The following is a 13,313-nucleotide window of genomic DNA, read 5'->3' on the forward strand; positions in this document are numbered from 1 at the left end:
AGCTCCTACAGCGGTTTTCGAATACCCTAGCAGATACTCTCCAGCATGAGTTTGAATCATGCTACCCATCCTTTTTATCCCTTTGTGCAAACATCGCAGAGCGCCGAGAATCGACGCTTTGCTGTTCCCTTTGATAACCGAGCGTGATGATCATGCAGCATCCAGCGCGTACTGAACTCTGGGCCATCCTGCGGCTGGCGGGGCCGTTGATTGCCTCGCAGTTGGCGCACATGTTGATGGTCCTCACCGACACCCTGATGATGGCGCGCCTGAGTCCCGAGGCACTGGCCGGTGGTGGACTTGGCGCGGCGACCTATTCGTTCGTGTCGATTTTCTGCATCGGTGTGATCGCAGCGGTTGGCACGCTGGTGGCGATTCGTCAGGGTGCCGGCGATATTCTCGGCGCAACCCGATTGACCCAGGCCGGGCTGTGGCTGGCATGGCTGATGGCGCTGGGCGCCGGCCTGTTGCTGTGGAACCTCAAGCCGGTGTTGCTGTTGTTCGGCCAGACTGCCAGCAACGTGCAGTCAGCCGGTCAGTTTTTGATCTTCCTGCCGTTCGCCCTGCCCGGCTACCTGAGCTTCATGGCCTTGCGCGGTTTCACCAGCGCCATCGGCCGGGCAACGCCAGTGATGGTCATCAGCCTGGGCGGCACGGTCGCCAACTTCCTGCTGAACTACGCGTTGATCACCGGGATGTTCGGCCTGCCGAAACTGGGACTGATGGGCATTGGCCTGGTCACGGCGATTGTCGCCAACCTGATGGCCCTGGCGCTGGCATGGCACATTCGCCAGCACCCGGCCTACGATGCCTACCCCTTGCGCCAGGGCTTGTCGCGGCTCAACCGCCAGTACCTGAAGGAATTGTGGCGCCTGGGCCTGCCAATTGGCGGCACCTACGCCGTGGAGGTCGGACTGTTTGCCTTCGCCGCGTTGTGCATGGGCACCATGGGCAGCACGCAATTGGGGGCGCACCAGATCGCGCTGCAAATCGTTTCGGTGGCCTTCATGGTGCCTGCGGGGATTTCCTACGCGATCACCATGCGCATCGGCCAGCATTATGGCGCCGGGCAGTTGCTGGACGCGCGGCTGGCCGGAAGGGTCGGCCTGGCTTTTGGCGCGGCGGCGATGCTGTGTTTTGCGATGGTTTTCTGGTTGTTGCCGAATCAGTTGGTCGGACTGTTTCTCGATCACAACGACCCGGCGTTCCGCGACGTCATCAACCTGGCAGTGAGCCTGCTGGCTGTGGCGGCGTGGTTCGAGCTGTTCGACGGCACGCAAACCATCGCCATGGGCTGCATTCGCGGGCTCAAGGATGCCAAGACCACTTTTCTCGTGGGCCTGGGCTGTTATTGGCTGATTGGCGCCCCGGCAGCCTGGTGGATGGCGTTCCACCTGCACTGGGGACCAACGGGTGTCTGGTGGGGGTTGGCGCTGGGACTGGCCTGCGCAGCGGTGAGCCTGACGCTGGCGTTTGAGTGGAAGATGAAGCGGATGATTCGGCGGGAGTCGGTGTCAGAGCGTTTCGACGCCATCCAGACCGAATAAAGAACCTGTAGGAGCTGGCTTGCCAGCGAAGGCGGTGGGTCAGACAACACATATGTTGAATGAAAGTCCGCTTTCGCTGGCAAGCCAGCTCCTACAGGTTTGCGAGGGTGTTTAAACGACGATTTCCAGCGGCGCCTGCTGGCTGCTGTCAAACGTCAGGTATTCCACCAGCTCCGCCAACGGTAACGGCTTGCTGATCAGGTACCCCTGCACCTGATCGCAATCGAACCCGCGCAACAGGTCAAGCTGCTCTGGTGTTTCCACGCCTTCGGCGACGACTTCCAGATTCAGGTTATGCGCCAGGTTGATCATCGCGTGCACCAACTGGCGGTTTTCTTCGCGCTGCTCCATGCCGCCGACGAAGCTCTTGTCGATCTTCAGCAGCGTGATCGGCAGGCTGTTGAGGTGCACGAACGATGAAAAACCGGTACCGAAATCATCGAGGGAGAAGCGCACACCCAGGCGCCCAAGGGCGTCCATGGTCTGCTTGACCAGGTCGCTGCGGCGCATGACCGCGGTTTCGGTCAGCTCGAACTCCAGCCACTGCGCCTCGACACCGCGCTCGGCAATCAGGCGACTGAGGGTCGACAGCAACTGGCTGTCCTGGAACTGCCGGAACGACAGGTTGATCGCCATGTGCAAAGGCGGCAAACCCAGTTCAAGCAACGCCTGCATATCGCGCAGGGCCCGGGAAATGACCCAGTAACCCAGCGGCACGATCAAACCGCTCTGCTCGGCCAGCGGCACGAACTCGCTCGGAGGCAGCAAGCCGCGCTCGGCATGGCGCCAGCGCACCAAGGCTTCGAGGCCGACGATTTGCCCGTCTTCAAGGTTCATCCGGGGCTGGTAATGCAACTCCAGCTCATCGCGGCGCAAGGCCCGGCGCAGCTCGGTTTCGAGGTCGGCGATGCTGCGGGCGTTGCGGTTGATACGTTCGTTGAAAATATGAAACGTACAGCCCTGGGTGCTCTTGGCCTGCTGCATGGCGATATGCGCGTGCCACATCAACGGGTCGGCGCCCGCCTGTGCCCGTGCATGGGCAATGCCCAGGCTGGAGCCGATCAGCAGGCTTTCCCCGTCGACCCAATAAGGCTCGGCCAACGCTTCGGTGATGCGCTCGGCCATCCATTCGGCGCGCTGAGGGGCGCGGCGGGTGTCGATCAACAAGGCGAACTCATCGCTGCCCAGTCGCGCCAGCTGGTCGCCGGCTTCAAGTTGGCTTTTCAGCCGGGCGACCACCTGCAGGATCAGGCGGTCACCGGCCTGGTGGCCAAGGGCATCGTTGGCGTGACGGAAGTTGTCGAGGTCAAGGTGACCGAGGGCCAGGCCGCGACCATCGTTTTCCGCCAGCCGCGCCGTCAGCAAGGTCTGGAAACCCTGGCGGTTGGCGATGCCGGTCAGCGGATCCTGCTCGGCCAGGCGCTGCAGGGTGTTTTCCAGTACGCCGCGCTCACGCACATGGCGCAGGCATCGGCGCAGCATGCCCGGGTCGAGATGGTCGCGTACCAGCCAGTCGCTTACACCGTCGGGCGGGGTCAAGGGCTCATGCTCGAGCAGCAATACCGTCGGCAGGCAGCAACGGCCCGGCGCCGGCTGGAGAGACGGGATCGTCAACAACACCGCGCTGCGGTTGTCATCGAACAGACTGCTGACCGACTCCCAGCTCGGCGCGCTGATGAGCACGGCCGAGCTCCCCATAGGAGCCAGACACTCGCGCAACAACGCTGCCCATGCTGGCTCTTCGGCCAGTAGCAGCAAACGCAAGGGTTCGACAGGCGTAGACAAGCTAGCTCCCTAGACTCTGCAAAAATGTAGGCGACCGCATTATGCCGCGCCGGTCCCTAATGACCAATGGACATAGCCTTCAAACGAGGCCTTTGTATCAGGAATTACCAACATTAGACGCGAATTCGTTGCGCATCCTGCGTGAAAGTATCAAAACCGGCAAATGCAGATCGCGTTGTACGTCACAAGTCGGACAGAGCAGCACAATTCGCTGAGCCTGTTAAAATGCCGGCCCATTTCGTGACTGACTCCTGAATTTACCTATGTCCCGACTCAATCCCCGGCAGCAAGAAGCCGTGAGCTATGTCGGCGGCCCTCTTTTGGTGCTCGCCGGTGCAGGCTCCGGCAAGACCAGCGTCATCACCCGAAAGATTGCCCACCTGATCCAGAACTGCGGCATCCGCGCCCAGTACATCGTCGCCATGACCTTTACCAACAAGGCCGCGCGCGAGATGAAGGAGCGGGTCGGCACCCTGCTGCGCGCCGGTGAAGGCCGCGGCCTGACGGTCTGCACCTTCCACAACCTGGGCCTGAACATCATCCGCAAGGAACACGTGCGGCTGGGCTACAAACCCGGTTTCTCGATTTTCGACGAGACCGACGTCAAGGCCCTGATGACCGACATCATGCAAAAGGAATACTCGGGCGACGATGGCGTCGACGAGATCAAGAACATGATCGGCGCCTGGAAAAACGACCTGATCCTGCCGGCCCAGGCCCTGGAAAACGCACGCAATCCCAAGGAACAGACCGCTGCCATCGTCTACACCCACTACCAGCGCACGCTCAAGGCGTTCAATGCGGTGGACTTCGACGACCTGATCCTGCTGCCGGTGAAGCTCTTCGAAGAGCACGCCGACATTCTGGAAAAGTGGCAGAACAAGGTGCGTTACCTGCTGGTGGACGAATACCAGGACACCAACGCCAGCCAATACCTGCTGGTGAAAATGCTGATCGGCAAGCGTAACCAGTTCACCGTGGTTGGCGACGATGACCAGTCGATCTACGCCTGGCGCGGCGCCCGCCCGGAAAACCTGATGCTGCTCAAGGACGACTATCCGTCCCTGAAAGTAGTGATGCTGGAGCAGAACTACCGCTCCACCAGCCGCATCCTGCGCTGCGCCAACGTGCTGATCTCGAACAACCCCCACGAATTCGAAAAGCAGCTGTGGAGCGAGATGGGCCACGGCGACGAGATCCGGGTGATCCGCTGCCGCAATGAAGACGCCGAAGCCGAGCGCGTGGCCGTGGAAATCCTCAGCCTGCATTTGCGCACCGACCGGCCTTACAGCGATTTTGCGATCCTTTACCGGGGTAACTACCAGGCCAAGCTGATCGAGCTGAAACTGCAGCACCATCAGGTGCCGTATCGCCTGTCCGGCGGCAACAGCTTCTTCGGCCGCCAGGAAGTGAAAGACCTGATGGCCTACTTCCGCCTGATCGTGAACCCGGATGACGACAACGCCTTCCTGCGGGTGATCAACGTCCCACGCAGGGAGATCGGTTCGACGACGTTGGAGAAGCTGGGCAACTACGCCACTGAGCGAAAAATCTCGATGTACGCCGCCACCGACGAAATCGGCCTGGGCGAACATCTGGACAGCCGCTTCACTGATCGCCTGTCGCGTTTCAAGCGGTTCATGGACAAGGTGCGTGAGCAATGCGCCGGCGAAGACCCGATCTCGGCCCTGCGCAGCATGGTCATGGACATCGACTACGAGAACTGGCTGCGCACCAACAGCTCCAGCGACAAGGCCGCCGACTACCGCATGGGTAACGTCTGGTTCTTGATCGAGGCGCTGAAGAACACCCTGGAGAAAGACGAAGACGGTGAGATGACCGTCGAAGACGCCATCGGCAAACTGGTGCTGCGCGACATGCTGGAACGTCAGCAGGAAGAGGAAGATGGCGCTGAAGGCGTGCAAATGATGACCCTGCACGCGTCCAAGGGCCTGGAATTCCCCTACGTGTTCATCATGGGCATGGAGGAGGAAATCCTCCCCCACCGTTCCAGCATCGAAGCCGACACCATCGAAGAAGAACGTCGCCTGGCCTACGTGGGCATCACCCGCGCGCGCCAGACCCTGGCCTTTACATTCGCCGCCAAGCGCAAGCAATACGGCGAGATCATCGATTGCGCACCGAGCCGCTTCCTCGATGAGCTGCCGCCGGACGACCTGGCCTGGGAAGGCAACGACGACACCCCGACCGAAGTCAAAGCCGTGCGAGGCAATAGCGCATTGGCGGATATACGCGCGATGTTAAAGCGCTAGAATTGACCACTTTTATTTAGACCTTCGGCGCAAAAGGCGCCAAACGAGGACAGCTTCATGGAAGCACTGCACAAGAAAATTCGCGAAGAAGGCATCGTGCTTTCCGACCAGGTCCTGAAAGTCGACGCCTTTCTGAACCACCAGATCGACCCGGCCCTGATGAAGCTGATCGGCGATGAATTCGCCACGCTGTTCAAGGACTCGGGCATCACCAAGATCGTCACCATCGAAGCTTCGGGCATTGCGCCGGCGATCATGACCGGCCTGAACCTCGGTGTGCCGGTGATTTTCGCGCGCAAGCACCAGTCCCTGACCCTGACTGAAAACCTGCTGTCGGCGACCGTTTACTCGTTCACCAAGCAGACCGAAAGCACCGTTGCGATCTCGCCGCGCCACCTGACCAGCAGCGACCGTGTGCTGATCATCGATGACTTCCTGGCCAATGGTAAGGCGTCCCAGGCGCTGATCTCGATCATCAAGCAGGCTGGCGCGACCGTCGCCGGCTTGGGGATCGTGATCGAGAAGTCGTTCCAGGGCGGCCGTGCGGAGCTGGATGCGCAGGGTTATCGCGTTGAGTCGCTGGCGCGCGTGCAATCGCTGAAGGATGGCGTTGTAACCTTCATCGAATAACGCCGTGATTCCTGTAGCCGCTGGCTTGCCAGCGAAGACGGTTTAACTGCCAACATGGATGTTGAATGTTATGGCCTCTTCGCTGGCAAGCCTGCTCCTACAGGGGACCGTCCTAGGGCGTTATGGCGCGGTGGCCTTCAGGCCGGTGAGCAACAAGCGCTGATACAAATCCTCCTTCAGCCCTTCGGGCTTCGTCAGCTGCATACGCTCAAGATGCTCAGGAAACGATGCAGGCTCCGGCGCATCGAGCGCTGCCTTGCCCAACTCCAGTACCTCACTCAGCTTGAACTTGCTCTTGAGCCAGTTCAGCGCACGCAACAGATCCCGTTCGATCTCAGTGAAATCACAGCCCAGCGGATACTCCGGAAACAGGCGTGCATGGCGTTCCTGAATCGCCTGTAGACGTTCAGGTCGGTTATCAGTGAAGCGCGGGTCGAGGCGAAAATCCTTGGGTAACTTACCCACCTTCTGTGCCTGTCCAATCAGCCGCGCCTGGAAGCGCGAATCACTGATATTCAGCAACGCCTCGATCACTGCCGCATCGGTTTTCCCGCGCAGGTCGGCAATGCCGTACTCGGTGACGACGATGTCGCGCAGATGCCGGGGAATGGTGCAATGCCCATACTCCCAGACAATATTGGAACTGACATCACCGCCCGACTCACGCCAGCTCCGCAGCAACAACACCGACCGCGCACCTTCCAGCGCATGGCCTTGGGCAACGAAGTTGTACTGCCCGCCTACACCGCTGAGCACCCGCCCATCTTCCAGCTGATCCGCCACACCGGCGCCTAGCAGGGTCATGGTAAACGCCGTGTTGATAAATCGCGCATCGAGCCTCTGCAGGCGTTTGAGCTCTTCCTGCCCATACAGCTCGTTGATGTAGCTGATACGGGTCATGTTGAATTCGAGCCGCTTGCTCTGCGGCAACTCGCGCAGGCGTTGATAGAAACTGCGCGGCCCGAGGAAGAACCCGCCGTGCACCGAGATACCGTCGGTTTGTGCCGCTTCGTCGAGCGTGCCGGCATTGGCCTGCTGCTGGGTCGGCACATCCGGGTACACCTTGCGCCGCACGATCCCGGCGTCGGCCAGCACCAGCAAGCCATTGACGAACATTTCGCTGCAACCGTATAGGCCCTTGGCGAACGGTTCGATGCCGCCTTCACGCTCGATCAGTTGCGCCCATTGGCTGAGATTCATGTCGGCCAGCAATGCCTTGTAAGTGTCGTTGTCGGCCTGGCGCGCCAGCAACGCAGCGGTCAACGCATCGCCCATGGATCCGATGCCGATCTGCAAAGTGCCGCCATCGCGCACCAGCGTACTGGCGTGCAGGCCGATGAAATGATCCTGGAAACCTACTGGCATGTTCGGCGTGGAGAACAGCGTCGTGCTGTCTTTCTCGTCAATCAGCAAGTCGAAGGTATCGATACCGACCTCGGCATCGCCGGGCATGTAGGGCAAGTCGTCGTGCACTTGGCCGACCATCAGGATCGTTTCCCCTGCTGCCCGGCGCCTGGCGATCATCGGCAGCAGGTCGAGGGTAATGTCCGGGTTGCAACTGAGGCTCAAGCGATCGGGATGCTCACCATGGCTGGCAACCAATTGCGCGACCAGGTTCAACCCGGCGGCATTGATGTCGCGGGCGGCATGGCTGTAGTTGCTGCTGACGTAATCCTGCTGGGCCGATGCACTGTTGAGCAAGCTGCCCGGCAACATGAAGAACTGCTGGATGTGAATGTTGGTCGGCAAATCGTCACGCTGCAGACCGGCGAGGAAATCCAGTTCCGGATAATCGCCAAAGACCCGTTCGACAAAGGGTTCGAGGAAGCGCTTTTGCAATCCGTCGCCCAACGCAGGGCGGCCAAGGCACAGGGCGGTGTAGATCGTCAGTTGCCGCTGCGGCAACTGCGCGACACGTTGATACAGCGCGTTGACGAAATGGTTGGGTTTGCCCAGGCCCAATGGCAGGCCCATGTGAATATGCGCAGGCAACCGCGCCAACACGTCATCGACTGCTTGCTCGATTGAACATAGCTGTACCATTCGATCCTCCCGTACATTCCATGAAGTGGGGTTGGACCGAGCTTGCCGGGTCTTTACTGCATTGAACAGTCTCCGGCGGTAAATCGCAGGCACAAAAAAGCCGCTCGCAAGCGGCTTTTTCGCGAAAGAGGCGTACCGGTTACAGACCGGACATCTCTTTGATGGCGCCCTTCAGCTCGTCGTCGGAGCAGTCGGCGCAGGTGCCTTTTGGCGGCATCGCGTTGATACCGGTAATGGCTTTGGCCAGGATGCCATCGAGGCCGCCCTGGTGGTCGGCGCGCTCTTTCCACGCGGCTTTGTCACCGATTTTCGGCGCGCCCAGCAGGCCGGTGCCATGGCAAGCATTGCAATGCTTGGCAATGACGTCTTTAGGTGCCTTGGCACCGCCACCACCGCCAGCCGCAGCGGCGACTTCCATGCCCTTGCACTCTTTGCCCTGGACACAGACCTGGCCGACTGGCTCAAGGCGCTTGGCAATTTCGTCGTTGGTCGCAGCTTGAGCGCTGACAGCCCAGAGGGCCAATACGGTTGCTGGTACGGCCAGCATTTTCATAATTAGATTCACGCGTTCACCCTCAATGGTGGCTAGTCACGCCTACGGCCACGGTTCGCAGGCGGGCGCAAGTATAGCGGTAAGCCCGCGACACTGAAACAACCCCAAAGTCGAAGGGGTCTTGTTGCGCAACGGTCAAACGACTCAAGTGCCTCGGCCATACTGGCAGGGCGCCTCTTTCCCTAAAAATTCGCGGGTGTTGCTGCGCTGATTAGTCGCGCCGGCGCATCGAACGGATTACGGAAACGATGCGGCTTGGTACTTTCAAAGTAGTAGCTATCGCCGGCTTCGAGCACAAATGTTTCAAGCCCGACCACCAGTTCCAGCCGCCCCTCCACCAAAATGCCGGTTTCCTCGCCCTCATGGGTGAGCATCTCGTCACCGGTGTCGGCGCCAGGCGGGTAGATTTCATTGAGGAAGGCGATAGCCCGGCTCGGGTGAGCCCGACCGACCAGTTTCATGGTCACTGCACCATCGGAAATATCGATCAGCTCGTTGGCTTTGTAGACGATCTGAGTCGGTTTTTCCTGCAGGATTTCTTCGGAAAAGAACTCGACCATGGACATGGGAATCCCGCCCAACACTTTCCTCAGCGAACTGATCGAGGGACTGACGCTGTTCTTCTCGATCATCGAAATCGTGCTGTTGGTGACGCCCGCGCGCTTGGCGAGCTCACGCTGGGAAAGACCTTTGAGCTTGCGGATTGATTGCAGTCGTTCACCGACGTCCAATGCAGGAGCCTCCAGGGATTCAGGTTGTTGGAATATTGAGCGTTATCATGGCGACAGCGTTCAGTATTTACAACACTTTGACCTGAATCCCGTTCGGCGAGGCGACTTTCGGCACGGACGGCTTGGCCTTAGCTCCCGGAATAGAGCATTGGCACTCGGCGCAGGTTGCAGAAGATCTGGTAGGGAATCGTGCCAGCCGCGATGGCCACGTCGCTGGCGAGGATATTTTTGCCCCACAACTCGACGGTCGAACCGAGGCCGGCATGCGGCACATCGGTCAGGTCGATGCAGAGCATGTCCATCGATACCCGGCCGATCAACTGGCTGCGTTGCCCGGCGACGAGCACCGGTGTGCCGGTAGGCGCCAACCGAGGGTAGCCATCGGCGTAACCCATGGCCACCACGCCCACGCGCATCGGCTTCTGGGTGATGAATTTGGCGCCGTAGCCGATAGGCTCGCCGGCAGGCAATTCACGCACGCTGATCACTTTCGACTCGAGTGTCATCACCGGTTGCAGGCGCGAGGCCACGGCGTTGGGTTCTTCGAAAGGCGTGGCGCCGTAGAGCATGATGCCGGGACGCACCCAATCGCTCGGCACCTGCGGCCAACCGAGCACCGCTGGCGAGTTGCGCAGGCTGACCTCGGCTGACAAACCCTGGCGCGCCGCTTCGAACACGGCGACCTGCTCGGCACTGGCCTGGCTGTGCAGTTCATCGGCGCGGGCAAAGTGGCTCATCAGCACGATCTTCGCCACGTTGCCGCTGGCCAGCAGGCGTTGATAGCCTGCCTGATAATCCTTCGGGTGCAGGCCGACCCGGTGCATGCCCGAGTCGAGCTTGAGCCAGACCGTGATCGGCTTGCTCAGTGCAGCTTTCTCGATGGCTTCGAGTTGCCACAGTGAATGCACCACGCACCAGAAATCATGCTCGACGATCAGCGACAGCTCATCGGCCTCAAAAAAGCCTTCCAGCAGCAACACCGGCGCGCGAATGCCCGCCGCCCGCAACTCCAGGGCCTCTTCGATACAGGCCACGGCAAACCCGTCCGCCTCGGCTTCCAGCGCCTGGGCGCAACGCACCGCGCCATGGCCATAGGCATCGGCCTTGATCACCGCGAGGGCACGGGCACCCGTGACTTCCCGGGCGATTTGGTAGTTGTGACGCAGGGCTTGAAGGTCGATCAGGGCACGGGCAGGACGCATGGCGGCAGACTTCTGGTCGGTCGTTTAAAAAAAACCGGCGCGGCTGACGGCGTGAACCGCCAGTAGCACCGGAAGAGGGATCTTTCTGGACTACTTACATCAAAGCAGTCATGGCGCAGTGGCTCCAACCGCTAGCTCCACCAGGATTTGCGGTTCGCAAAACATTGCCCTAATCCCGGCGCGGGCACTCATTGGTGAGCTGGCGCTGGACTGACGTGCTTTGCAGACTCCCGGGTTTTGTTGCCATAACGGGAAATATCGAGGCCTTCGGCGCTGATCTGCGGTTTTCTCTTGGCCATCAGGTCCGCCAGCAAACGACCTGAGCCACAGGCCATGGTCCAACCGAGGGTGCCGTGGCCGGTGTTCAGGAACAGGTTCTTGAACGGGGTAGCGCCGACAATCGGTGTGCCGTCAGGAGTGGTCGGACGCAAGCCGGTCCAGAAGCTGGCCTCGGCCAGATTACCGCCCTGAGGATAAAGGTCGTTGACGATCATCTCCAGGGTTTCGCGCCGACGCGGGTTCAGCGACAGGTCAAAACCGGCGATTTCCGCCATGCCGCCGACGCGGATACGGTTGTCGAAACGGGTGATCGCGACCTTGTAGGTCTCGTCGAGAATGGTCGAGGTCGGGGCCATCGCCGGGTTGGTGATCGGCACGGTCAGGGAGTAACCCTTCAATGGATACACCGGCGCCTTGATGCCCAGCGGCTTGAGCAATGTCGGCGAGTAGCTGCCGAGCGCCAGCACGTAGCGGTCGGCGGTTTCCAGCTTGCCGTCGATCCACACGCCGTTGATGCGATCACCAGCGAAATCGAGGCTCTGAATGTCCTGGCCGAACCGGAATTGCACGCCGAGGTTGGCGGCCATTTCGGCAAGCTTGGTGGTGAACATCTGGCAATCGCCCGTCTGGTCGTTCGGCAGGCGCAGGGCACCGGCGAGGATGTCGGTGACGCTGGCCAGGGCCGGTTCAACGCGGGCAATGCCTTCGCGGTCGAGCAGCTCGAACGGCACGCCGGACTCTTTCAGCACGGCGATGTCTTTCGCGGCGCCGTCAAGTTGGGCCTGGGTGCGGAACAGTTGCGTGGTACCGAGGCTGCGGCCTTCGTAGGCGATGCCGGTTTCAGCGCGCAATTCATCGAGGCAGTCACGGCTGTACTCGGACAGACGGACCATGCGCTCCTTGTTCACCGCGTAACGGCTGGCGGTGCAGTTGCGCAGCATCTGTGCCATCCACAGGTACTGGTCGATGTCGGCGGTGGCCTTGATCGCCAGCGGGGCATGACGCTGCAGCAGCCACTTGATGGCCTTGAGCGGCACGCCCGGCGCAGCCCACGGCGAGGCATAACCCGGCGAAACCTGCCCGGCGTTGGCGAAACTGGTCTCCATGGCAGCGGCTGGCTGCCGGTCGACCACCACCACTTCAAACCCGGCACGCGCCAGATAGTAAGCACTGGTGGTACCGATGACGCCGCTACCCAAGACCATGACGCGCATTTTCATATCCCTCATCGCGGCTAACCGCTGACGTTTGTTGTTCAGAGCTTCAGATGTGCGCAGTTTAAAAAAGATTTGCCAGTGCTTTTCACTATATAAGCGCCTATATTTGGCGACAATTCTCGGCAAAAACCCTTTTCACGGAGGCGCATCCCCTATGCGTACCAACACTCAGACCAAACGTGAGCTGGACAAGATCGACCGCAACATCCTGCGGATCCTGCAAGCGGACGGGCGCATATCCTTCACTGAGCTTGGGGAAAAGGTCGGGCTCTCGACCACGCCCTGTACCGAGCGGGTGCGACGCCTGGAGCGCGAGGGGATCATCATGGGCTACAACGCCCGGCTCAATCCGCAGCACCTCAAGGGCAGCCTGCTGGTGTTCGTCGAGATCAGCCTCGATTACAAGTCCGGCGATACGTTTGAGGAATTTCGGCGCGCGGTGCTGAAGCTGCCTCACGTCCTGGAGTGCCACCTGGTGTCAGGGGATTTCGACTATCTGGTGAAGGCGCGGATATCCGAGATGGCCTCGTATCGCAAACTGCTGGGTGACATCCTGCTCAAGCTGCCGCATGTGCGCGAATCCAAGAGCTATATCGTGATGGAAGAGGTAAAGGAAAGTTTGTGTTTGCCGATTCCGGATTGAATCTGCACAGATCATTCCCACGCAGGGCGTGGGAATGATCATCACACCAGGACTTGCCGGGTACTGGCCATGTATTCGAACACCTGCTTCTCCACCCGCGGATGAATCAACTCCACAGGCCCTCGCCCATTAGGGCACGGCAGGGTCTTGGTGGTGCCAAACAGCCGGCAGATCAGCGGCCGCTCGTCATATACCGTGCAACCGTTCGGCCCCAGATGAACGCAGTTGAGTTCATCCATCGCCGCGTCCTGTTCGGCGCGGCTCTTGCGTGGCAGACGGGACATTTCCTCCGGCGAAGTCGTTACCGGGCCGCAGCAGTCGTGGCAACCGGGCACACACTCGAACGAGGGAATCTGCTGGCGCAGCGTGCGAATTTTCTGACTGTTGCAACTCATCTAAACCACTACCGA

At 60.4% G+C, this 13,313-nt stretch carries 11 protein-coding genes; 4 read left to right on the forward strand and 7 right to left on the reverse strand.

Annotation, left to right across the window (positions count from 1 at the left end; genetic code table 11):
* Positions 1 to 152: 152 nt before the first annotated feature.
* The gene (locus BKX96_RS17305) at positions 153 to 1,547 is read left to right on the forward strand and encodes a NorM family multidrug efflux MATE transporter (RefSeq protein WP_077185150.1); all 1,395 of its coding nucleotides are present in this window, start codon (positions 153 to 155) and stop codon (positions 1,545 to 1,547) included.
* A gap of 111 nt (positions 1,548 to 1,658) precedes the next feature.
* Here the strand turns inward: BKX96_RS17305 and BKX96_RS17310 are convergent, their stop codons facing one another.
* Complete coding sequence (locus BKX96_RS17310; RefSeq protein ID WP_046818510.1) at positions 1,659 to 3,332, reverse strand: putative bifunctional diguanylate cyclase/phosphodiesterase; 1,674 nt, start codon at positions 3,330 to 3,332, stop codon at positions 1,659 to 1,661.
* Positions 3,333 to 3,595: 263 nt separating this feature from the next.
* Between BKX96_RS17310 and rep the strand changes: the two genes are divergently transcribed.
* Together rep and BKX96_RS17320 are read left to right on the forward strand one after the other, a co-directional pair.
* Complete coding sequence (rep, locus tag BKX96_RS17315; RefSeq protein WP_046818511.1) at positions 3,596 to 5,605, forward strand: DNA helicase Rep; 2,010 nt, start codon at positions 3,596 to 3,598, stop codon at positions 5,603 to 5,605.
* A 57-nt stretch (positions 5,606 to 5,662) separates the two neighbouring features.
* Entirely contained in the window at positions 5,663 to 6,235 is a 573-nt protein-coding gene (locus BKX96_RS17320) for a xanthine phosphoribosyltransferase (RefSeq protein ID WP_007934646.1), read from the forward strand.
* Between the two features lie 120 nt (positions 6,236 to 6,355).
* On the opposite strand, the gene BKX96_RS17325 is transcribed toward BKX96_RS17320, so the two are convergent.
* From BKX96_RS17325 to dadA, 5 genes are all read right to left on the reverse strand, one after another.
* A complete protein-coding gene (locus tag BKX96_RS17325) occupies positions 6,356 to 8,278 on the reverse strand; it encodes an acetyl-CoA hydrolase/transferase C-terminal domain-containing protein (protein WP_077184909.1) in 1,923 nt (640 codons plus the stop codon).
* A gap of 139 nt (positions 8,279 to 8,417) precedes the next feature.
* Entirely contained in the window at positions 8,418 to 8,831 is a 414-nt protein-coding gene (locus BKX96_RS17330; RefSeq protein ID WP_046818513.1) for a c-type cytochrome, read from the reverse strand.
* 182 nt (positions 8,832 to 9,013) lie between these two features.
* Entirely contained in the window at positions 9,014 to 9,562 is a 549-nt protein-coding gene (locus BKX96_RS17335) for a cupin domain-containing protein (protein WP_007947433.1), read from the reverse strand.
* Between the two features lie 128 nt (positions 9,563 to 9,690).
* On the reverse strand, positions 9,691 to 10,764 hold the full coding sequence (gene alr / locus BKX96_RS17340) for an alanine racemase (RefSeq protein WP_046818514.1): 1,074 nt from the start codon (positions 10,762 to 10,764) through the stop codon (positions 9,691 to 9,693).
* A gap of 188 nt (positions 10,765 to 10,952) precedes the next feature.
* A complete protein-coding gene (gene dadA, locus BKX96_RS17345; protein WP_046818730.1) occupies positions 10,953 to 12,257 on the reverse strand; it encodes a D-amino acid dehydrogenase in 1,305 nt (434 codons plus the stop codon).
* Positions 12,258 to 12,414: 157 nt separating this feature from the next.
* On the opposite strand from dadA, the gene BKX96_RS17350 reads away from it, so the two are divergent.
* Positions 12,415 to 12,903, forward strand: coding sequence for an Lrp/AsnC ligand binding domain-containing protein (locus BKX96_RS17350; RefSeq protein ID WP_010465173.1), 489 nt, complete (start codon positions 12,415 to 12,417; stop codon positions 12,901 to 12,903).
* A 41-nt stretch (positions 12,904 to 12,944) separates the two neighbouring features.
* Here BKX96_RS17350 and BKX96_RS17355 read toward each other — a convergent pair whose 3' ends face one another.
* A complete protein-coding gene (locus tag BKX96_RS17355) occupies positions 12,945 to 13,298 on the reverse strand; it encodes a YkgJ family cysteine cluster protein (RefSeq protein ID WP_046818515.1) in 354 nt (117 codons plus the stop codon).
* Between the last annotated feature and the right edge of the window lie 15 nt (positions 13,299 to 13,313).

Source organism: Pseudomonas putida (assembly GCF_001976065.1).
Lineage (GTDB): Bacteria > Pseudomonadota > Gammaproteobacteria > Pseudomonadales > Pseudomonadaceae > Aquipseudomonas > Aquipseudomonas serbica.

Coding starts and splice junctions, on each gene's coding strand:
- BKX96_RS17305 (WP_077185150.1), top strand. CDS start 153: ATGCAGCATCCAGCGCGTACTGAACTCTGGGCCATCCTGCGGCTGGCG.
- rep (WP_046818511.1), top strand. CDS start 3,596: ATGTCCCGACTCAATCCCCGGCAGCAAGAAGCCGTGAGCTATGTCGGC.
- BKX96_RS17320 (WP_007934646.1), top strand. CDS start 5,663: ATGGAAGCACTGCACAAGAAAATTCGCGAAGAAGGCATCGTGCTTTCC.
- BKX96_RS17325 (WP_077184909.1), bottom strand. CDS start 8,278: ATGGTACAGCTATGTTCAATCGAGCAAGCAGTCGATGACGTGTTGGCG.
- BKX96_RS17330 (WP_046818513.1), bottom strand. CDS start 8,831: ATGAAAATGCTGGCCGTACCAGCAACCGTATTGGCCCTCTGGGCTGTC.
- alr (WP_046818514.1), bottom strand. CDS start 10,764: ATGCGTCCTGCCCGTGCCCTGATCGACCTTCAAGCCCTGCGTCACAAC.
- dadA (WP_046818730.1), bottom strand. CDS start 12,257: ATGCGCGTCATGGTCTTGGGTAGCGGCGTCATCGGTACCACCAGTGCT.
- BKX96_RS17350 (WP_010465173.1), top strand. CDS start 12,415: ATGCGTACCAACACTCAGACCAAACGTGAGCTGGACAAGATCGACCGC.
- BKX96_RS17355 (WP_046818515.1), bottom strand. CDS start 13,298: ATGAGTTGCAACAGTCAGAAAATTCGCACGCTGCGCCAGCAGATTCCC.